Annotated in this window: 15 protein-coding genes; 7 read left to right on the plus strand and 8 right to left on the minus strand. The window is 36.8% G+C overall.

Going from position 1 to position 22,919, the window contains the following annotated elements:
• Positions 1 to 194: 194 nt before the first annotated feature.
• Positions 195 to 1,271, minus strand: coding sequence for a cytochrome d ubiquinol oxidase subunit II (gene cydB, locus WH188_RS09355; protein ID WP_132770272.1), 1,077 nt, complete (start codon positions 1,269 to 1,271; stop codon positions 195 to 197).
• A gap of 6 nt (positions 1,272 to 1,277) precedes the next feature.
• Positions 1,278 to 2,615 (minus strand): cytochrome ubiquinol oxidase subunit I, encoded by a 1,338-nt coding sequence (locus WH188_RS09360; RefSeq protein WP_132770270.1) that lies wholly within the window; start codon positions 2,613 to 2,615, stop codon positions 1,278 to 1,280.
• 309 nt (positions 2,616 to 2,924) lie between these two features.
• Here WH188_RS09360 and WH188_RS09365 point away from each other — a divergent pair, with 309 nt between their 5' ends.
• Entirely contained in the window at positions 2,925 to 3,611 is a 687-nt protein-coding gene (locus tag WH188_RS09365; RefSeq protein ID WP_132770269.1) for a hypothetical protein, read from the plus strand.
• 136 nt (positions 3,612 to 3,747) lie between these two features.
• Here WH188_RS09365 and WH188_RS09370 read toward each other — a convergent pair whose 3' ends face one another.
• From WH188_RS09370 to WH188_RS09380, 3 genes are read right to left on the minus strand one after another with little or no spacing between them, the layout of a single operon-like run.
• Positions 3,748 to 5,043 carry an amylo-alpha-1,6-glucosidase gene (locus WH188_RS09370; protein WP_168127370.1) on the minus strand — a complete coding sequence of 432 codons (1,296 nt, stop codon included), beginning with the start codon at positions 5,041 to 5,043 and terminating at the stop codon, positions 3,748 to 3,750.
• Between the two features lie 17 nt (positions 5,044 to 5,060).
• Positions 5,061 to 6,812: a class I mannose-6-phosphate isomerase gene (locus WH188_RS09375; protein WP_132770265.1), complete on the minus strand. Its 1,752-nt coding sequence runs from the start codon at positions 6,810 to 6,812 to the stop codon at positions 5,061 to 5,063.
• Positions 6,813 to 6,853: 41 nt separating this feature from the next.
• On the minus strand, positions 6,854 to 8,176 hold the full coding sequence (locus tag WH188_RS09380; protein WP_132770263.1) for a sugar porter family MFS transporter: 1,323 nt from the start codon (positions 8,174 to 8,176) through the stop codon (positions 6,854 to 6,856).
• 93 nt (positions 8,177 to 8,269) lie between these two features.
• On the opposite strand from WH188_RS09380, the gene WH188_RS09385 reads away from it, so the two are divergent.
• A complete protein-coding gene (locus WH188_RS09385) occupies positions 8,270 to 9,007 on the plus strand; it encodes a GntR family transcriptional regulator (RefSeq protein ID WP_231576925.1) in 738 nt (245 codons plus the stop codon).
• A 54-nt stretch (positions 9,008 to 9,061) separates the two neighbouring features.
• Here the strand turns inward: WH188_RS09385 and WH188_RS09390 are convergent, their stop codons facing one another.
• The gene (locus WH188_RS09390; protein ID WP_132770261.1) at positions 9,062 to 10,372 is read right to left on the minus strand and encodes a hypothetical protein; all 1,311 of its coding nucleotides are present in this window, start codon (positions 10,370 to 10,372) and stop codon (positions 9,062 to 9,064) included.
• Between the two features lie 227 nt (positions 10,373 to 10,599).
• Here WH188_RS09390 and WH188_RS09395 point away from each other — a divergent pair, with 227 nt between their 5' ends.
• The 4 genes from WH188_RS09395 to WH188_RS09410 all read left to right on the plus strand — a co-directional run bounded on the left by WH188_RS09395 (position 10,600) and on the right by WH188_RS09410 (position 19,746).
• A complete protein-coding gene (locus WH188_RS09395; RefSeq protein WP_132770259.1) occupies positions 10,600 to 12,930 on the plus strand; it encodes a GH92 family glycosyl hydrolase in 2,331 nt (776 codons plus the stop codon).
• A 264-nt stretch (positions 12,931 to 13,194) separates the two neighbouring features.
• Positions 13,195 to 16,428 carry a sugar-binding domain-containing protein gene (locus WH188_RS09400; protein ID WP_339423884.1) on the plus strand — a complete coding sequence of 1,078 codons (3,234 nt, stop codon included), beginning with the start codon at positions 13,195 to 13,197 and terminating at the stop codon, positions 16,426 to 16,428.
• Positions 16,429 to 16,831: 403 nt separating this feature from the next.
• Positions 16,832 to 17,737, plus strand: coding sequence for an alkaline phosphatase family protein (locus WH188_RS09405; protein ID WP_206368459.1), 906 nt, complete (start codon positions 16,832 to 16,834; stop codon positions 17,735 to 17,737).
• A gap of 179 nt (positions 17,738 to 17,916) precedes the next feature.
• Complete coding sequence (locus WH188_RS09410) at positions 17,917 to 19,746, plus strand: right-handed parallel beta-helix repeat-containing protein (RefSeq protein WP_168127373.1); 1,830 nt, start codon at positions 17,917 to 17,919, stop codon at positions 19,744 to 19,746.
• 192 nt (positions 19,747 to 19,938) lie between these two features.
• On the opposite strand, the gene WH188_RS09415 is transcribed toward WH188_RS09410, so the two are convergent.
• Together WH188_RS09415 and WH188_RS09420 are read right to left on the minus strand one after the other, a co-directional pair.
• Positions 19,939 to 20,430, minus strand: a complete 492-nt coding sequence (locus tag WH188_RS09415; protein WP_132841976.1) for a hypothetical protein — start codon at positions 20,428 to 20,430, stop codon at positions 19,939 to 19,941.
• A gap of 68 nt (positions 20,431 to 20,498) precedes the next feature.
• Positions 20,499 to 21,485, minus strand: a complete 987-nt coding sequence (locus WH188_RS09420; RefSeq protein ID WP_132841978.1) for a PliI family lysozyme inhibitor of I-type lysozyme — start codon at positions 21,483 to 21,485, stop codon at positions 20,499 to 20,501.
• A 309-nt stretch (positions 21,486 to 21,794) separates the two neighbouring features.
• Here WH188_RS09420 and WH188_RS09425 point away from each other — a divergent pair, with 309 nt between their 5' ends.
• Positions 21,795 to 22,844 carry an alpha-L-fucosidase gene (locus tag WH188_RS09425; RefSeq protein WP_168127374.1) on the plus strand — a complete coding sequence of 350 codons (1,050 nt, stop codon included), beginning with the start codon at positions 21,795 to 21,797 and terminating at the stop codon, positions 22,842 to 22,844.
• The last annotated feature ends 75 nt before the right edge of the window (positions 22,845 to 22,919 follow it).

The raw sequence follows: 22,919 nt of genomic DNA on the forward strand, positions 1-22,919 counted from the left end.
TTTCATGTGTTTATGTTTACTGAGGAGCGGGGTGACAGAAGTCACCTCGCTTTTCTTTTTCAGTTAATTGATCTTATAGAGATCAACATAGTTTTTGGTTTGTCATCTCAAAGGACTTTTTAATCTGCTTTAATTAGAATTCCTAAATAAGAAATTGCTCTAATAGCTCCTTTGTATTAAAAAACTAATCTCAATTAGTGATCTCCATAACCAACATCATCCAGTTTACCTTTAAACACTTTAAATTGGATAATGAAATAAACAATAACCAATACAGCGGCGATAGAAAACCAGCCTAGTCCAACAGATAATCCATACTCGTGTGCGGCTACGTTTTGCACCGTTAAAGATGGGTTTACAGTATTTGTCGATGGAAGTAAGATTGGAAACATAGATGCTATAGTAGAGCCGAAACTTCCGAAGATAAATAGGGATGAAAATATAAATCCTGATAAGTCTTTTTTGAATTTTTTAATTTGAAACTGCCCAACTAGTCCGATAGAAGCAATGATCGGGAAAATCCAAAGCCAATAATAAGTTCCAAAATTATGCAGTGAAATTGGTTTCACATAGTGCCACACAAAAGCGGATAAGATTACTAAAAATAATAAGACAAAGTTGAGCTTAAATATGACCTCTTTTAATCGCTGGCTTAAAGAGCTAGAAGTTTTTAATATAATCCAGTTAGCGCCGTGGATAGTCAGTGTAACAACTGCGACTAGGCCTAATAGTATGGTGAACCAGTCAATGATACCTTGATGTTCTGCCAGTGGATCAAATGTTGGGTTCCAAAGTGCCAGAAAGAAATAATGTGGTTCCTGTTTAGAGACTCCATTTTCGACCATACCAAGGTTCACTCCCCGGACAACATTACCTAAAGCCGCTCCAAAGAATAAAGCAAGCAGGAGACTGGCTAAGCCAAAAGCTTTATCCCACAATGCTTCCCACATGCGGTTATGCACTTGACCTCTTAATTCTAAACTTATTGCTCGAAAGATAAGCAACCAGAGAACAAGCATCAAGGGTAAATAGAAGCCACTGAAAGCTGAAGCATATAACGTTGGGAAGGCAAAAAATAAGACCCCTCCCGAAGCGATGAGCCATACTTCATTAGCATCCCAAAAAGGTCCGATAGAATTTGTTACTGCTTTTCTTTCTTCTTCTGTCTTCGCAAAAAAGAGATGAACAATTCCTGCTCCAAAGTCATAACCATCTAGAATAACATAGATTCCTAGCATGACCATTAATACGATAAACCAAAATATTTCCATGATCAATTACGTTAAGGAGATTTGAGGCTCAGGACCTTTTCTTATTATTTTTAACACAAGCATTAAAAATAATAATCCTAATAAAATATAAAGTCCAACAAACCCTAATAAAGTAAATAGGGCATTGCCAGAAGAAACGGTTGGAGAAACGCCATCTACCATGCGCATCAGGTTGTATACAAGCCAGGGTTGTCTTCCTAGTTCAGCTGTATACCATCCTGCAGTATTAGCGATATAGGGGAAAGGAATCATAAACATGATGATCCAGAGCAACCATTTTGTCTGAAATAATTTGTTTTTCCAAAGTAAAAACGTGGCCGCTACCATTATTGCAATAAAAATGGTGCCTAGGCCCGCCATGATATGATAACCATAATACAGTCCAGGTACATTGGTAGGATGTATGGATTCGTCAAATTCATTCAAACCCTTGATCTCTGCATCCCAACGTTGATAGGTAAGAAAGCTAAGGACATTTGGAACAGCAATTTTGTTATCTAATTTTTTATTTTGCATATCTGGCTGACCAATAAGTACGATTTCTGATCCCCCTTTTTCGGTCTTAAAAATACCTTCCATAGCCGCAAAGGTGACCGGTTGATATTTGACAACATTCTTAGCAGCCATATCACCTGTTGGAAAAGCAACTACAATAGAGGATATAACACCGAAAATGACACCAGTTTTAACGAACATTTTTCCAAATTTGCTGTGTTTATTACTCAATAAGTAAAAAGCACCTATGGATGCTACAAAGAAAGAGCTCGTAATCAGAGAACCTGCCTGATTATGTAAATAGGAAGGCCATAGCCATGGATTATTAAAAAGCGCAGTAAAATTATTTAATACAAATTTTCCATTTTCTAATATTTCATATCCCACCGGATACTGCATCCAGGAATGGGTTGCAATGATGAGAAAGCCGCTCGCCCAAGAACCGATAAATACCATTAATCCAGAGAGGAAATGGAGTTTGTGTCCAAGTAACTTTTCTCCAAAAAGAAACATCCCTAGAAAGGACGATTCTAGAAAGAAGGAGAACATACCCTCCATGGCTAATGTTTGTCCGATAATGCCACCCGTTAATTCGGAAAATTTTGCCCAGTTCGTACCAAATTGAAATTCCATTGGAATACCCGTGACGACACCCATTGTAAAGTTCAAAGCGAATATTTTCATCCAGAATTTTGCAGCATGATTGTATTCTTCAATTTTCGTTCGTAAGAATTTCCATTTGAAGTAAACGATCATCAGGGAGAGGCCCATCGTTAATTGCGGAAACAGGTAGTGAAAGGTAATGGTGAAAGCAAACTGTAACCGATTGTAAAGAATCATGTCTTCCATACGACATTATATGAGGTTAAAATATAACCTAAATATAATTGTTTTTTATATGGGAAACAATAAAGTGCTTTTACTTATTTGTGATGATTTTTATAAACCATCCTGCAGATTGAGTTGGATGCGGAATGGCTATTATGATATTATGAAACACTTATTGATTTCTATTATGGCTTTATTTTAATAAAGATTTATAAAATATAAACCACTATTAAAGCAACATAGTTGCATGTAAGGTTTTAATTATTATATTTGCAACATAGTTGCGTATATGGCGACTTCGAATTGTTTTACTTAAATCAAAATCTAATCATGAAAATGAAATTTATCAAACGTATTACTGTACTTTTATTGGCTTCGGTGGTTTTTTTAATTGGAGTATCGTCTTGCAAAAAGGATGAACAGGTTCCTGTCGAGAAGGAAGAAATTAGGGCATCTCTACAGTTTACTGAGCTTCAGGGCACTAAAGGAGCAGGTCATGGGGATCATTTTCACGGTGTTACCACTGCTAAGGAAGGTGCTGTAATTACTGTAAACTTTGATGCCTCTGGTAACGCTTTAACAAAAGGTGCGATTAACTTAGATGCTGAGCTCGCGTACAAAATGGATTTAAAAGTTTACGATGAAAAAGGAATAGAAATTCAAGATAATTTTGTAAAGAATCAGGCAACAGCCGGCGATTACAAGGCATTTTTAATAGGAGATAAATTAATCGCAAATGCAAATACGGAAACAAATGGAGGTGCTATTTTTCAACCACGAGAAACTGATTATGCTGATGGAACTAAAGTTAATGGTAAATATGAGATGACAGGTCTGAAGGCATTTTTTACGTTGGGCTCTGAAAACAAGGGAAAAACTAAAAAATTAATTTATTCCTTGCGTAAAATAGAGCCTGGGGTAAAAGCTACGATTGAACGTGTCGATTTACTTGATCCAGGCTATGCAAGCAAATTTAAAGGTGCAAACGTGCTCGAATTAAAATTTGATATTAAATAAGGTCTTTTATTTAATCTGAAAAACGCAAAAGAGGTGTAACCATTTTGATTACACCTCTTTTAAATCATATTGCGTTACTTTAAGAAGTAATTTTTCTGCTCGTAGGATCTATGACTGTTTTAGTTCCTAAAAATCATTAGCCCTGTGATTTTTCTAATAGTGAAATAGCATCAAACAATACGCCAGCTTCACCTCTAAAGGTGCCTGATCCTTCAGGTTTATTATCCTTTGTATACCACTCATAAAAGCCTTTATTTTTTATTACCCGATCCAACATCGGTTTCATTTGTTCATATGCCTCCTTTTCGTAACCATTTTTGACCAACTGTTGTATCATACGGCCACCAAACCAGGTCCAATCCCCACCGTTTTGATATCCATATGGATACATACCTTTATTTTTGAATGAACCTGCAGGGTAAGTCGGATAGATCGTCAAGCCGATTGTAGCGGCACCGGAATCTTTCACATTTTTGACCATCTTATCTAAGGCTGTTTTTATTTGTTCCTTACTCAGTAAATTGGCTTCGATAGCAATAGCAGTACCACCATGATAGTAGATCTGATTCTCATCGAAATCTGAAGAAAATGGTGATCCGTTGATATAAATATGGGGGATAAATTTTTGATTTTTCTCATCCCAAAGATGCTTTATTGTATTGGCAGCGATTTCATCGCGGATGGGTTTCCACTGGGATGCTTTTTCAGGAACAAGTTCCATATAGTTATCCAATGCAATTAGAAACATTGCATTATCATAAATGTCTAATGCAATATGAGAATTTTCATCTAAATGCACACCCCAATCATGTTCCGGTTGTACATCACCCCAATCAACCGTGGTTGCACCCCAAAGTAAACCATAAGTTTTATTGTATCGTTCATTCATTAAGAACTGGAGGGCATTTTCCATTTTGTCTTTAACGATACTATTACCCACCTTGGCCGATAAGAAAGATGTATCCTGGGATGCTTTCACATATTTGTAAACAGCCTGAATCAAAGAAGTTTCCTGATCTGTTTCTACGGTATTTTTATGCCCCGCATAATCTGGAGCTAATACATTTGTTATCGTATAGTAGTCAGATGTGCCATTTTTTAAGCTCGCTTTTTTAACAAAGCCATCTGCAATATTCCCATCTGGCCCCTGTAGTTTTAGAAATATAAGCAATTGATCTTTGATTTGCTCATGAGGATGCACTTGTGTAGCTAAATTGATAAAGGTATTGTAATCTCTGATCCATACCTCTCCATATCCATCTCCAGCATTGAAACCGGATTTTATGGTATTGGTTGCCATATCTTTGACTAGTTGAAAACTACTGTCTTTTTTCATATCGGCCTGCCAACTGTTTTGTGTTCCTTTGCTTCCACTTGGATTGCAGGAAAATAAAAGGGCAGAGGAAGCTATTGCAAAAAATAAGTTTTTCATATTTTTAGATGTTTAGTTTAAAATTGGTTGCATTTTGAATCTTTAACGTATGATTGGATCACTTTTACCGGCTGTTTTCCAAGGTTACGAAGTGAATATGATCCTGTTGCAGCTGGAATGGCAAATGTCTCAACATAATTAAAAACTTCCCTCATACCATTTGAAGTTGTTAATTCCACAGCCTCCCCTTCAACAAGCATCAGAATATGACACTGATTTTTTGTTTCAATCGTTACCTCTTGGTCAAAGTCATAGCGTACGACATCATAAAAATGATCTTCATGTGTAGCTAAATGAACTTTAGTTGTTTGATTATCAATTTTGTGGGAAACAGGTTTCGCAATTAACGTATCGTTGACCACTTGTCCTTTTCTTTCAAAATTAAGATTGTCAAAAGCACGGTCGATATTTAAAGGACGTGGTTTGCCATCCAAATCCGGTCTTACCCAATCATACATTTTAAAGGTGAAGTTGTATGGAGTCGCACTAATTTCTAAAACTAAATTATCGATACCAGATGAATGCACTGTACCATGCGGTATCAAGTATAAATCATGCTTTTTAGATTCAAATTTTTGAATATATTGATCTACCTCAATGGCTTCTCCGGTTTTAAAACTATGTTCTAAAGCACTTTGAAATTTATCTTTATTGATATCGTCTTGAAAACCTAGGTATACTTGTGCATCTCCTTTTCTGTCTACAATGTAATAGGTTTCATCTTGAGTAAAGTTTTCTCCAAATTGTGACTTTGCATACTTCGGGCTAGGGTGACACTGTATTGATAAATTTCCTCCATCAAAGGTATCTAAGAAATTAAATCTAATTGGGAAATCTACACCAAATCTTGGTTCAGCCAAGCCTAGGACATTTTTGCTTTCAGTGAACATCAATTGATCAAATGAAATTTCCAGAAGTAGATCATTAAATTTTAATGACAAGCCATTTTCTGGAACAATCATCTCGAAGGACCAGGCGTAGTTTTTTGCACTTTGATCTATCCCTGTTAGATGATCTTTCATCCATTGTCCACCCCAAACACCAGATTCAAATGTAGGTTTTACTCTAAAATAATTGACAGACATTTGATGCAAGGTCTGTCTTAAATCAGATCCCTTTATCCAAGGTAATGTGTTGTCAGATTGCTGATCTGCCATGATTTCTATCCGAGATAGAATTGAATTTTTGTGGCTATTTAACGCTTGCCAATCCACAAAATAATATCGTTTGTAAATCTGTTTTGGATCTTTTGAATTGCTGCATCCTAAGTTCCATGCTTTTCCAGCTCTCATGCGCTGAATTAGAACACTTTTAGGCAAATCAACATACATGATAGAAGCTTCATTATCTAAAAGAGCTGCTCCAGGTCCGTAAAAGATGATATACTCTTGGTTATTTGCGAGCATATCATGGAATTTCGCTAATTTTTCAGCGTTAAAATAAGAAGATAATGGAAGAGGGGATTTTTTTCCAAATAAGGGATCATTTCCACCAAGATAAGGTGCTACCTGATTATTAATAATCTCTTCTGATAAAAGTGCCTCATCAATAGCGATGAAGCGTGGTTTAATGTCGTAATTTTTAAATTCTTTTGAAATCTCTCCAATGACAAATTTCCAATCTACACCAACAAAACCATCGATGATACGTATATTATTGTCGAGCAGTACACGAACTAATTTTTGAAATGAGCTTGAGATTTCACCTGTAGCAGGGAAAGCGGGCATAATATTGTACTGGCCTATTGCTGAGTCTTTAATGGTATGCATATTTAATTATTTTATTGAAATCTGTTGAATGTATAGCTAACTTATTTACGGGCTTTATCTTTCCAATATTTCTCTATTTCTTCCAAGGGTTTACCCTTAGTTTCAGGTAAAAATAGGAGTACGGTTATAAAGGCAATAGCGCAGAAGAATGCAAATAGCCAAAAGGTGTAGCGAGCTCCCCAAGCATCTAGGATGATGGGGGTCAATTGACCGATAATGGCATCTGAAATCCACATAACCAAGATACTGATACCCATGGCGCGCGCTCGGATGGAATTTGGGAAAATCTCTGAAGCAACTACAAATTTTAATGGACCAATAGAAAAGGCAAAGAAAAACATAAACGAAAGTATCGAAATGATTAAAGCCGTATTGTTAATCTCTTGATTTGTTGCAAATAGAAACCCGGTCACAATTAGGCTGAGGGTAGCCCCCAATGTTCCAAATACATATAGAGGTCTTCGTCCCCAGTTATCCACTTTCCATATTGCAAAGCATGTGAAAAGTACGTTTGCAAGACCAAAGAACAATTGCGCATGATAGGAATTGCTCATCGAAATGCCCGAATCCAGAAGAATCGTCGGACCATAGTAAACAATGGCATTAATACCACTAAGTTGTGAGAATAGCGGTAGGAGTAAACCCAGTAAGAATGCTTTTCTGTAAACCGGAGAAAAAAGGTCTTTTAGTTTTCCTTTTGTTTCAGGTGGGCTATTTTGTAAATTTTGGAGATTAAGTTTAGCACTTATTTCAGCTACCTCAGCATTTCTTCCAACTTTTAGTAACCAACGTGGGCTTTCTGGAACAAAGTATGCTCCAATAGAAAGTAATATTGCAGGTATTGCACCAACTAAGAACATAGTCCGCCACTGTCCATGAGTTTGTGAAGGAAGATGTTGAATAATCAGATAATTACTAATATAAGCGATCAGAATACCAAAAGTGATTGCCAGTTGATAGGAAGTCACGGCTCGGCCTCGAAATTGACTTGGGGATATCTCTGCAATGTATAGCGGAACAACGATAGAAGCAATGCCGACACCGATGCCACCAAGTCCACGAAAAAGAATAAGCATCATATAGCTCGTGCTTAGTCCACAGCCTATTGCTGATACTAAAAAGAGAATAGATGCAACGATAAGCGCAGGCTTGCGGCCGTACTTATCGCTAAAGCTACCTGTAAAAATCACGCCCACTATACAGCCAATTAAAGCTGAACTGACAAATATGCCTTCTTGATTTGGTGTTAATCCAAAAAATTGCTTTACTAAAGGTAATGCTCCTGCTATAACGGCCATATCAAATCCGAAAAGTAGCCCCCCTAGCGACACGATACATAGAATAAGGATGAAAAATTTATTCATATTAAGGTTTTATAATTAGTATGTATATACATACAAACATATATTTATTTTTTTAATAATGCAAAAAATCTTACTTTAGCCTAAGTAATAAATATGATGAATCTTAAAATAGACCATAAAAGTCCGATACCATTACATATACAGGCCGAGAATTTGTTGCGTGAACTGATCAAGCAACCGGAATATATTGATGGGAAATTATTGCCAAATGAAATTGAACTGGCTAAGCGCTTGGCAATTTCACGTTCAACATTACGGCTGGCAATCAATAAGTTGGTTTACGAAGAGCTGTTAATCAGGAAGAAGGGGATAGGTACCAAGGTAGCAAGTGCTAAATTTAGTTCAAAGTCTAAAAATTGGTTAAGTTTCTCGCAAGAGATGAAAAATCGGGGTCTCGAGGTGAAAAATTTTGAACTTCATGTTAGTTGGGAAATTCCTGATAAAGCAGTTTCACAATTTTTTGATGTACCAGAAGATTTGAAGTTACTTAAATTAGAACGTTTGCGAGGTAAAAAAGACGATCCGTTTGTTTATTTTATCTCTTACTTCCATCCGCGTATTGGTTTGACCGGAGATGAAGATTTTAAACGTCCGCTTTATGAAATATTAGAAGCCGATTTTCATATTGTAGCCGATCTGTCTCAGGAAGAACTGGATGCGATGGCAGCTAATAAATTTATCGCCGACAAGCTTGAAATAGCTATTGGTGCACCTATTTTGTCAAGGAAGAGATTTGTCTTTGATCAATCAGGAAGGCCTATTGAATACAATCTTGGATATTATCGTGCTGAGAGTTTTACGTATACCGTAGAAAGTAGACGCGATTATTAGTATATAAAATGAATCTGGATAATTAATTATCCAGATTCATTTGTAACAAAGTTTTTAGTTTTTATTTAAAGTTTCTTTAGCCCAATCGTTCATTAATAGAATCGCTTTGCTTAAAACTCCGGCAGAGCCTTTGAATTTACCAGAACCACTAGGAACATCATTTTTTCCATACCATTCGTAAAATCCTTTATTTTTGACCACTCGGTTTATCATCGGTTGAATCTCTTCATAGGCTTCTTTTGGATAGCCGTTTAATACTAATTGTTGTATCATTCTACCACCAAACCAGGTCCAGTCTCCACCATTTTGATAGGCGTAAGGTTTTGACATCCAGCCTTTGAAAAATCCTTCAGGATAGGTCGGATATAGTGTAAGGCCGATACTTGGCATGCCAGATAGACGTACATTTTCCAACATTTGATCATTGACTGTTTTAATTTCTTCTTTACTTAAAAGTCCCGATTCAATAGCTATGGCTGTTCCACCGTGGTAATGAATTTTATTCTCATCAAATCCTTCAGGCAGTGGCGAATCTTTAGGATAAATATGCGGAATGAATTTTTGTTGTTTTTTATCCCAAAGGTGTTTCATGGTGTTGATCTCAATTTCCTTTTTCAGACTTTTCCATTCGTTTATTTTTTTTGCGTCGGGCATAATATCAATAAGTGTTTTTAGAGCAATGATGTACATGGCATTGTCGTAAACATCAATCGCTTCATTGGATAGATTATTCCAGTCACAACCAAAATCATCATGTGGTTGGACATCTCCCCAGTCTGCGGTCATTGCTCCCCACAAGAGTTTATATTCTTTATTGTATCGCTCACGATGTAAATAATCCAGCATCAGTTGAATGCGGTCCTTTACAAGTATACCACCGATGTTTTCTTCAAGGATACTATGATCTTTTGTTTTTGTAATGTATTTGCCCAGAAGTTGAATAAGCGAGGTTTCTTGATCAGTCTCTACGGTATTCTTAAAGCCCACATGTTCAGGGTCGTTCTCCGAATAATAAGGAGTATCATCGTGCCAGGTGAAGTCTTTTTTCAAGACGTAACCATCAACCATTTCGCCGTTCTTTTGCTGCATCTTAAAGAATACTAAGATAGCTCCTCTTACCTCCTCTTTAGTACGTTCTTCTAGTGCGGTTTCGATAAAAGTATTCAAGTCGCGCGCCCATATTTGCGAGTAGCCGCTTCCGGCATTGAAGCCTTCTTTAATGACCTGTCTCGCTAGGCTGTCAACAAAAGCTAATTTTTGATCAGCTAAAATAGTTTTTGCAAGTTCAATATCTTGACTTTTCTGTTTCGATGTGCAGCCTGCTAGCAGTAGCGCGAAAGTAAGGATCGGTATGCATCTTTTCATAACGGATTAAATTTTGGTTTATTCTTATGTATATACATTCAAAAGTATAAAAAAACAATCTTTAATTCCAAATTATCCTGCTTTAAATTGTTTGGTATTCATAATTTTACAATTATTCATATCTGTTTTTATTTTTTAATGCTTTATTTTTTGATCTTTAATTTTACTCTATGTCTATACATTTGAAATTTATTTTATAAGTTTGTGTGTAAACCTTATAAATAAAGATGATAAAAAATATAATCATGTATTGCTGTGGAGTATTGACCTTTATTACATGCTCTTACGCACAGCAAAAACAACATTTAACCCAATATGTTAAACCCAATATAGGTTCAGTTCATAGTCGGTATTTTTTTTATACTCCAGCGGCAGTGCCTTTTGGAATGGCTAAATTAGCACCTAGTACAGATGGTAGTTATGGAAATCGCTCCGGTTGGGAGGCTGTTGGTTATGATGATAGACATCATTCAATAGCAGGATTTCCTCATTTTCATGAATTTCAAATCGGTGGAGTTGTCTTTGCACCAACGGTTGGGGAAATAAAAACCAATGCTGGTAAAGTGGATATGCCCCATAGTGGTTACCTTTCTTCTTTTGATAAAGTAGATGAATTTGCCACATCAGGATATTATCGTGTAAAATTAAAAGATTATGGTATTCAGGCAGAATTAACGGCCACAAAAAGGGTAGGTTTCCATAAATATACATTTCCTTCAACTGATTCAGCAAATGTAATTTTTGATATTGGTCATGTCATGGGGGAAAGCGGTCCTGTCATTGATGCTCAGGTTACTTATGATCAGCAACATGTATGGGGTTATGTGATAACAAGTCCGCTTTATGTACAGAAATATCAAAAAGGAGCCGATATAAAAATGTATTTTTTTGCTGAGATTGATAAATTGCCTGTCGCTTATGGTACCTTTCTAGATTCAGAAATTTTTGCGGATAAAAAAACGATAAAAGGTAAAGGAGCAGGTCTCTATTTACGCTTTAAGACCAAAAAAGGGGAAGCGATTGAACTAAAGACAGGTCTATCCTATACTTCGATTGAAAATGCTAAATTGAACCTGCTTCAGGAAGCTAAAAAGTTAAATTTTGAAGAAGCTAAGAAGAATGCGATTCAGATTTGGGATGCCGAATTGGGGCGTGTTCTTGTTGAAGGGGGTAAAATTGAAGACCGGACTAAGTTCTATACAGCGCTTTATCATGCCTTATTGGGAAGAGGCTTAGCTAGTGATGTCAATGGTGCATATCCTAAGAATGACGGTAGTATCGGACAGATTCCTTTAAATGGGAAAGGTATTCCGGTACATCATCATTATAATACTGATGCAATCTGGGGAGCTTTTTGGAATCTGACACAATTATGGTCTATTGCATATCCTGATTATTATAATGATTGGATCCAAAGTCAATTGCTCGTATATAAAGATGCAGGTTGGTTAGGAGATGGTATTGCTAATAGTAAATATGTGTCAGGTGTGGGTACTAATTTTACTGGTTTGGCAATCGCTGCCGCATATAATGTCGGAATCAGAAATTATGATGTTGACTTAGCCTATCAGGCAGTTAGAAAAAATGAATTAGAATCTAAAGATCGGCTTCCGGGTGCAGGCAAATTGGATGTAGGGGTTTTTGTCGATAAGGGATACTCCCCTTATATAAAAGATGAAACAGGTAATCCAGAGCTCTTAACCAATGGGTCTCCATTTGGTGCTTCGCATACCTTAGAGTATGCCTTTTCAGCAGCAGCAGCGGCACAATTTGCCAAGTCTTTGAAACATGAGTCGGACTACAGTGTGCTCAATAAATTATCAGATGCATGGCGGACATTGTATGATCCTTCAACCAAATTTATGAGACCTAAGGATAGTGAAGGAAGATTCATTCAAAATTTTAATCCCTATGAATCATGGCGCGGTTTTCAGGAAGGAAATGCCTGGCAATACACTTTTTACGTTCCACACGTACCGCAGGAGTTAGTAAAACTTGTCGGCGAAGATTTGTTTAATCGACGTCTGGATAGCATCTTTACAATTTCGCAAAAGAATATCTTTGGAGGAGGTGCACATATTGATGCTTTTGCGGGGATTGAAAGCCTCTATAATCATGGTAATCAACCTAATTTACATATTTCCTGGTTGTTTTATTTCTCAGGACGACCAGACCTGAGTCAGAAGTGGGTACGTGCAATCTGTAATGAATTCTATGGTACAGAAGCAATACACGGTTACGGTTTTGGACAAGATGAAGATCAGGGACAATTGGGGGCCTGGTACGTCATGTCTAGCATAGGGTTGTTTGATGTAAGAAGCTTAACCAGTGAAAACCCATCTTTTCAAGTTGGGGCTCCTCTTTTTGATCGTATAACCATCTCGTTGCCTAAAACACTACGCAAAAATAAATTTGAGATCGAAGTTAAAAATCAAGATACAAGTAGGATATATCTGGATCAGATCCAATTGAATGGAAAGATCTTGTCTGGTCAGGAGTTGCCGTTTCAAGACTTGGTAAAAGGAGGGAAGATGAGTATTGTTTTAAAGAATAAATAATTTTTTAGTTTCATCGTATATTTAGATTAAATCATTCCGCATAATATTAGATTGTCTTTTATCCAAAAAAACAGCCCCAAAAATTGAAACATTTTGGGGCTGTTTTTTTGGATATTAGAAATGATATCAGAGAAATAGAAAGTAATATTACTGATGATAGACATTCATAATATATTGCATGATAATCATATTTTTATCCATTTATTAGATTTGAATACTTGGTTACATTTGTAATAAGAGTTTAATTTATATTCACTGATTATTATGATAAAACAATACCTAGGGATTTTTCTGTTCCTATTTTCGCTACATTTTTCTGCTACAGCTCAGGAACATCAGAAATTGGATGGGGTATGGCGTTTCCGGTTGGATGAAAAAAATGTAGGGCTGGCACAAGGTTGGCAAAAGCAAGATTTAGATAAACGTATTACTATTCCGGGGACAACCGATCAGGCCAGGTATGGTGAAAAAACTACGGGTTCAGATTTTGGGATCTTGACCCGAGCTTATAAATATTACGGTCCCGCATGGTATCAAATGGACTTTGTTGTACCTGCGAATTGGAAAGATAAACGTTTGTATTTAAACCTAGAACGTGTTATGTGGGAGTCTAAGGTTTTTATTGATGATAAAGAAATTGCAACGTACGATGCGTTAAGTTCTGCGCATCTTCATGACCTTGGGTATGTATCGCCTGGAAAGCATCGTTTGACAGTACGTGTCAATAACGATATGATCCATAATATAGGAGACAAAGGTCACGTCTATACAGAATACACACAGAGTATCTGGAATGGAATGGTTGGTCAGGTAGAATTAATTGCTAAAAATGCGACAAGATTTCAAAATCCACAAATATTTACGAAGATCTCTCCAAAAAAACTACAGATAAAAGATACACTTGTAAATGAAGGCGGAAAGAGTAGAAATATTTCGCTATCCATTATATTATCAGATCGTAAAACGAAGGATAAAGTCTTTGAGACAAAAAAGAATATTGATCTGCGGGGCGTACGACAAGTATTGGATATAGAAGAGCAGATGCCGGATTTAGTGAAATTATGGGATGATATGAACCCAAATTTGTATACGCTTTCTATTCAAGTTCTAGATAGGAAAGGCAATTTACTGGATAGGAAGGAAATGGAAATAGGGTTTCGTGAGATCAAAGCGTCTAAGTCAAAAATTACGGTTAATGGCAAACCTGTTTTCTTTCGTGGGAACCTAGATTGTGTCCATTTTCCTTTGACAGGATATCCAGCAATGCACGTTGAAGAATGGGAACGTATCTTTAAAATATACAAAGATTATGGTTTAAATCATGTTCGTTTTCATTCTTGGTGTCCTCCTGAAGCCGCATTTCAGGCGGCAGATCGTCTAGGCTTATACCTACAACCTGAAGTAATCTGGTTAGACTGGTGGATGGCCGCAGATAACCCAGGTCGTGAAGAGATGAATACAAAAGGTAGACCACAAGGGCTGGGCAGTAATCCTTCAGCAGATGCTTTCACGCAGAAAGAGATTTACCGTATGTTTGCATCTTATGGTAATCATGCATCTTTTGCAACGATGTCTATCGGTAATGAGTTGGGTAATTCAAATTTCGATGTGATGGAGTCATGGTTAAAACCTTATAAGGAAAATGATAACAGAAGATTGTACGCAGTTTCATCCGCACGTAAGATCACTGATATGGACCAGTTTATCGCGACACATTATATTGATAAGCTTGGTGGCACGCGAGGTATAATCGGAGCGCACACCGATTGGGATTTTGAAAAAGTATACAGTCAGTCTAAAATACCTGTCATTGCACATGAAATTGGGCAGTGGCCCGTATATCCGAAATGGGATGAGATAAAAAAATATACCGGAGTATTAAAAGCACGCAATTTTGAAGAATTCAGAGAGCAGGCGCGCAAGAACAATATTGAGGAACAGAATGAAGAATTTGTTCAGGCATCAGGAGCGTTGAATCAAATCATGTATAAACATGAAATCGAATCTTTCTTACGAACACCGTCTGCGGCAGGTATACAGTTGTTAAGTATGCAGGATTATCAAGGTCAAGGCGAAGCACTGATAGGCTGGTTGGACGTATTTTACGATAGTAAGGGAATCACAACACCCGATAAATTTAGAATGCATAATGATACCACTGTTACCCTCTTGCGTATACCCAAATTTGTATGGAAGGCCGAAGAACCATTTTTAGCCAAAGTGCAACTGGCACATTATGGATCAACCGATATACAGGATGGTATCTACTGGAGTATCAAAGATGAAGAGAGTCGTGTAATTGCAAAAGGTACCTTTGCAAAAAGAACATTTGCTAGAGGAAGTTCAGATCTCGTTGGTGAAATTAAAACTAATTTATCTGCGGTTCAAAAAGCGGGTAAATTGACAATCGAAGTAGGTTTAGAAAATCGAGCCAATAAAAATGAATGGCAAATATGGGTATATCCTACAGTTAAAAAGGAGGAAACGAAAAAGGTCTATGTTGCAAATAGGTTTGATGCAAAAACTGAAGAAGTCCTTAAAAATGGAGGGACGGTATTACTGGATGCTTCCGATCTTGGAAACTTAGAGAGCTCTGATATCATCAGTTATTATCCATTGTACTGGTCATTAACGTTCTTCCCGGGACAAGGGAAAAATACCATTGGTATGATCGTAAGAGATAAGCATCCTGCATTCAAAAGTTTTCCTACAGATTCACATAGTGACTGGCAGTGGCAGCATATTTATGGTGGAGCAAGAGCATTTTATATCAATGAGTTTCCTGCCTCATACAGACCATTGGCACAACCTGTAGATGATTTTCATAGAAATAATAAATTGGCATCTATATTTGAACTGAAAGTGGGTAATGGAAAGTTATTGGTGACAGGTTTTAATATACAAGATGAAAAAAATATTGTAAGTCAGCAACTTCGTTCAAGCTTATTAGCTTACGCAGCTTCAGACGATTTTGATCCTAGTTACGGTCGTGATGCTTCTTTGTTACGTAAAACGTTTACTTATATCGAGCCCTTAAAGACAGCTGTACCCTCTGAATTTTCAAAGGCAGTTTTATATGTAGAAGCAGGTAAATTGTCTAAGAAAATCAATCAAAATATTGACTGGACTAAAGATCTAGATCAGAGTGAGAGTAAAAAGGGGACAACCTATACTGTTAAAGCAGATGGTGTTTGGAAGGACGAAACAAGTGCCGCTTGGGAGGGAAAGGAAATAGAGGTAGACCTAAAAGTACCGCAAGGCATGATCGGTTCTCTTTATCTGTTTTTCCATGACTGGAATAGTAATGGGCGTGAGGCAGATATCAATTTCGAAGGACGTGACTATACACTCACACGCCATGATAAAGAGGGTAAATGGGTTAAACTTCATGTAATGCGAGAAGATTCTAACGATGGCAACTTAAAGCTTAAGATAAAAGGAACGAAAGGACCTAATATTATGCTTTCTAAGCTGTCGCTTGTTGAAGATGTCGAATAATATATATCAACGTGTTATAAAAAGGCCTTCCTATTCGGAAGGCCTTTTTACGTATCATCCATTTATGATATGTCAAAATGGATATCTCGATTAAAAATTATCATATATTAACCTATTTGATAACGAAATTTAAATCAGTGGAGCACCTTGTAATACGTCAACAGATAGATGTTGTATTTAGTTTTGCTAAACATTTTGTGTTTTTTAATATGTAATTGACTGTTTATTAATATAAAATTTACATTAGAGTTTACTTATGTTAAATTTTTGTTTATAAATTTGAAATTAATCCATGTTGTTTTTTGTATGCTATTTACATCTTTAAGTGGAATGATTTAATAATGGGAAGAACTACAATTAATGGCAATTAACGTAATTAAAGAACCAAATATTTATGATGAAAATGAAAAAAATTATCGCAATTAATTTATTGTTGATTTTGACCACTGTTTGTACAGCGCTAGCTGGTGGACCTAAAAGTAAGCGAATAGTAATGATCGCATTGGACGGAATTTCTGTCGAAGGATTCAAGCAGGCACATACACCAAATCTTGATGCTTTAATGGCAGAAGGAGCATTATCGATGACTACTAGGGGGGTCATGCCTTCCGTAACCCTTCCAAATTGGACCAGTCATCTTACTGGAAGTGGGCCAGAACAGCACGGAGTAGTAGATAATGGCTGGCAGATCGATAAATTTAAGTTACCGGCAGTGGTAAAAGATGCTCAGGGCTATTACCCTTCTGTATTTACCGTTGTCAAAGAACAAATGCCAAATGTTAAAACTGCCTTTTACTATAACTGGATTAATCTCTTCTACCCGCATAATCAGAAAAATTTTGATGAAGTTAGCTACTTAAAAGATGATGCCTATATTGAAAATTACGATAAAGCATTTAATTTTATTGTGAAAAATAAGAAAGATCCAACCCTTGTATTCCTTTACTCAGTACATACCGATCATGCCGGGCATAGTCATAAATGGATGTCTCCAGAATACATCAAATCGATTGAAGAAGCTGACGTGCAAATAGGCATATTTTTAGAGAAAATGAAAAAAGAAGGTCTATATGAGGGCACCAATTTTATGTTCTTATCAGATCATGGTGGTATTGAATATGGACATGGCGGTGTAAGTGTCGATGAGATGATCGTACCATGGGGAGTTATAGGACCAAAAATTAAGAAAGGATTAAAAATTGAAGAACCTAACAATACGGTAAATACGGCAGCTATGATCTTGCATTTGTTTGGACTTAAAAAGCCCTTAGCGTGGACAGGGGAAGTGCTGGAATCTGTGTTTAAATAGAGAAATAGTTATAGTGATGAAAGCCAGTCAAAGGAAATCCATTTTCTTTAACTGGCTTTTTTTGATGTTTATGTTAAATGGGCATGTTTTAATGTCAACATAGCACTAATAGATGGTAAAATAGTGTCTTTTACTTTTAGTGGAAAGCGCTATTTTAGAAGTAATTGGAGAAACACTATATGAATAAAATATTGGGCCAGGCGATTCTTTTTTTGATGGTATTCTTTGTAACGGTTGGTCATGGAGCACTTGCGCAGACAATTCAAGCAAATGAGCATGGCCTACAACCCAATACATTTGTAGATGTATCTGCTGCGATGCAACAGGTGTTAAAGCAGTGTAAAGATAAAAAAGCGAAGAAACTTGTCTTACAACCGGGACGTTATGATTTTTGGCCTGAGAAAGCTGCGCAAAGAAAATTATATATTACCAATAGTTCCTCAGAAACAGAATGGCCAGATAAAACCAAACATATCGGAATGTTAATAGAAGATATGCATGATCTGGTGGTAGAAGGAAATGGTGCCGAATTTGTATTCTATGGTAAAATGACTACATTTTCCATTATCCGAAGTCAGAATATTCGTTTGCAGGATCTGACTATTACCTTTGAACGACCTACGATGTCCGAAATGACCATAAAAGAAGTAGGTGCAGGATATCTGGTCGCTCAAGTAAATCCCACATCGACCTACACGCTCAAGAATAATAAGTTATTTTGGTATGGGGAGGGTTGGACACCCGGAGACCATTTACACACGATGATGGTAGATACGGCACAGGGGATAAGTCTTTATAGTAAATATGAACCATTAGCCAAGGCCAGAGTAAAAGAAATAGCACCCAATATTTTGCGTTTTGAGGGGGAACTAAAGGCTGATTATAAAGTTGGGGGTATATTAAGTATGCGTAATACTGTTCGGGACGAAGTTGGGGGATTTATCTATCGGTCTAAAAACATCAAACTCTTTAATCTCACCATGAACTATATGCATGGCATTGGTATTACCTCTCAGTTTTCCGAAAATCTGGATTATGAACAAGTAAAAGTCGTGCCCGTTAAAGGAAGGTCTATTGCTGCTTTTGCTGACGGGATGCAGTTTTCGGGTTGCAAAGGGAAGATCAAAGTTTCCAACTGTCATTTTAAAGGCCTGCATGATGATCCGATCAATGTTCACGGAACATATCTACAGATCGCTGAAATTGTATCTCCGAAAGAATTAATAGTCGAATTTAAACATCATCAATCTTACGGCTTTGATGCTTTTACACTTCATGATACGATTAGTATTGTGAGTAGAGAGGCTATACAACCATTGGGACAGTTAACGGTTACAGGTATTGAAACATTATCTTTAACTAAAATTCGATTGAAATTGAATGGTAGTATACCTACAAATACAAAAATTGGCGATGCCGTTGAAAACTTAACATGGACGCCCGAAGTCGATATTCGTAACAGTCGATTTGAACGGACTAATGCAAGGGGGATATTGGTAACAACTCCACGTAAGGTACATATTGAAGGTAATATATTTTACCGGACAGGGATGCACGGTATTTTGATCGCAGGAGATGTGAACAGCTGGTTTGAGTCAGGGGCTGTTAGCGATGTGACCATTAAAAATAATTCATTTGTTGAATGTGGCTACAATCTACCTGGATTTAATTATGCAATCGCCATCCTTCCTGAAAACAAAGTGCAGCTAAAAGGACATTATGTTCACCGTAATATAAACATTCTTGACAATGACTTTAAGGTTTTTTCTCCTTATGTGTTACGGGCAAAAAGTGTTGATGGTCTTCAATTTGAAAGAAATCGGATAGCAGTTAGTACTTCTAATTTTCCTTTAGCTGTAGATTCAAACCAGACTATTCCAGCCATCGTATTGGATAACTGCCAGCATGTGGTGATCAAAAATAATACAGCGACAGCAGGAGATGATTTGTCACTAGGTATCCATAATATGAGTAAAAGTGATGTTAAGACAGATCTTAAAATACGTTAATAAGAATAGGATCCAGTTTGTAAAATATTTAGGCAATTGTGATTGAATGTAAATGTGTGGGTTGTTTATTTTGTAGAAACAATATTAATGCAACTATTGTATTTTATGAACTGTATGCCAAAGGAAATACACTATAAAAAGCAAAGCGGGCTGAAATAATTCCAGCCCGCTTTGCTTTTTATAAATTTTATCTTATTTAAGACTATCAACCTGCGTAGCATCTAATGCTTCAGTAATCCTTTTATAAGTGCCTGCTAGCGATCCGCCACCCGAGCAGTAATAATTTAAAACTCCATCATCTTCAGATTTTTCTGGTGCTATCGTTAAAGAAGTACCATCGAAAGTAAATAATACATTCTTTCCTTGAAGTGAGGCCTGATAAACTCCCTCTTTAATTTTGGTTGCATTTTTATCAAGTGTACAAGTCGGTTTTTTCTTGTCAGCACGAGATCTCACCTGTATCGTGATACTGCTGTCCTGTTCGCTTTTAATCGTGACACCAACCCAGTCAAATCCCTCTCTTCTTTTATCATATTCAGCAGTTACATAATTACCGTCTATGGTTAATGCAGGAGCCGTTTCAGTCGCTGCTGCCGGTGCTTGGGTTTTGGAAGTTGGTTGATTGCAGCTACTGAGTGTCAAAAGGAAAAATCCGGACACAATCATGCTTTTTAGAATATACATTTGAAGTGATTTTATAGTTGCTTTAGTATAGCAAAAGGCCGACCAAACTACGTCTAAATGAAAAAAAATTAAAATTCGCTAACCTTCTTGACTACCAATTTTCGGGAAGCCTCTCCATCTTTTAGTTCATACTCGATTTGACGTGTTTTACCTGTTGGTTTTGCATTTGTATCACGATCTTTATATATCGGGAAACGCTGTGCCAGAGATGTTTCTACCATAGCGAACTCATCATGCCCTTGATAACCTTGATTTATCTTAGCGTTTTCAGATACTGAGGGAAAGAATATTGTACTCATCGATTTACCGTTATTAACGGAATAGCCAATTACATTTCCATAACTTCCACTGCCATGAGATTGCGTATAAATAAGTAATTCTGGATATCCATCGCTATTCATATCTTCTATTTCTGCATTTAAAACTGTCTCTCCAGTGATATCATGAGTTACGATTTGGTTGTCAACACTAAGACCGGCAGGAGTAATACTTAATTGTTCTTTTCCATCTTTGTTGATACTTTGTATATCGAAAGTGATACCTTGAAGACTTAAAGTTTTTTGATAGGAGGTTTTATCTATTTGCGTTGGATCCAGTGCTTCAGCATTTTTCTTGTATGTTCCAGCTAAAGATCCTCCACCTGAACAGTAGAAATTTAATACTGCTGCATCAGCAGGATTTTCTGGTGTAATCGTCAAACTAGTTGCATCAAATGCAAATAATACTGCTTTCCCTTCTAAAGTTGCTCTGTATGTATTATCTTTTGTTTTCGTTGCTTTCGCATCAAGTGTACAAGTCGGTTTTTTATTGTCGGCACGGGACCTAACCTGTATCGTAATGCTGCTGTCCTGTTCGCTTTTAATAGTAACACCAACCCAGTCAAATCCCTCCGCTCTTTTATCATATTCAGCAGTAACATAATTGCCATCAATGGTTAATGTTGGTGCCGTTTCGGACGGTGCTGCCGGGGCTTGGGTTTTGGAAGTTGGTTGATTACAGCTGTTAAGTGTCAAAAGGAAAAATCCGGACACAATCATGCTTTTTAGAATATACATTTGATGTGATTTTATAGTTACTTTAATATAGCAAAAGGCCGACCAAACTGATGTATAAATGAAGAAACATAGAAATATCATGATTTTAAAATTCCCTGTAGCCTGTATTATTGAAGATCGGATAATATAGCATTATAACGGGTTAATATAGTTTCATTTAATTGTTTTCTATCCGACTAACTTTATCCTGATTATCAATGATTGCCTGAGATAAAAAAATGATTGATGGTATCTGCCATAATGTTACAAATTTTCTTACGCTCAAGTAGAAATTATAAACGATTTAAAATTTAGCATTCAAAATAAATTATGATCAATAAGAAAAACATCCTCGTGTTGATGCTTTTAGCGATAGGTTCCTATACCTTTGGGCAATCAAAGGTACATGTGCCGGCATCATCTGCACAGCCTAGCAAATATCAGTTGGAGCAAATCAAGCGTAAATATGGCATGTTCGTGCATTTTGGTATCAATACTTTTCATAATGAGGAATGGACAGATGGATCAAAACCAGCCTCCTCTTATAGTCCAACCACAATCGACGCGAAGCAGTGGGTAGCTACAGCCAAAAATTCGGGAATGAAATATATTATCCTAGTTGCCAAACATCATGATGGTTTCTGTCTTTGGGATAGTAAATATACGGAGTATGATGTTGCCAATTCTGGTAATAAAACAAATGTTGTAGCAGCTATAGCTAAAGAGTGTGAGGAACAAGGTATCCGTTTAGGACTTTATTATTCACTATGGGACCGGAAAGAAAATGGAGATGTAAAGAATGTTAAAGCAGACTTTGCCTACAATAAATATATGCTGAACCAAATCAATGAACTACTGGAGCTGGCGCAGAAACATACTAAAGTGGTCGAGTTATGGTTAGATGGAGGTTGGGAAAAAGAAAATTACCGTTGGCCTATTCAGCAACTTTATTCAAATGTAAAAGAGCGTGCGCCGCAATGTCAAGTAGGAGTTAATTGGACCATCGGTTCTCCAAAAAATGTTGACCAGCATCCTGTACTTCCAAATGACCAGCAGGAGTACTTCCCGATCCGTTATTTTCCGAGTGATTTCCGCTTAGGGGATCCCTATCTTCCTAAAGATCCAGATCCAAAATTATTTGTTAACCAAGGGCAGGTTTATTATATGCCGTTTGAAACAACAGTAGTTTTGGGAAAAAGATGGTTTTACCATACGGATGATAATACGCCTCGTCCTGTTGCAGAACTAGCCGATCTATATCATAAAGCAACTGCCCAGGATAATATTTTGATTCTAAACGTAGGTCCAAATCGTGAAGGTCGTGTCAAAGATACTGACGTTGATGTACTGCAAAAACTAAAAGTAAATCTAGGGTTTTAATAACATATTTTATCTAACCAAAGGAATTGACATCATCAAAGAAGGGACATAGCGACTACTATGGGTCTTCTTTGA

Source organism: Sphingobacterium sp. MYb388 (assembly GCF_037479535.1).
Lineage (GTDB): Bacteria > Bacteroidota > Bacteroidia > Sphingobacteriales > Sphingobacteriaceae > Sphingobacterium > Sphingobacterium anhuiense.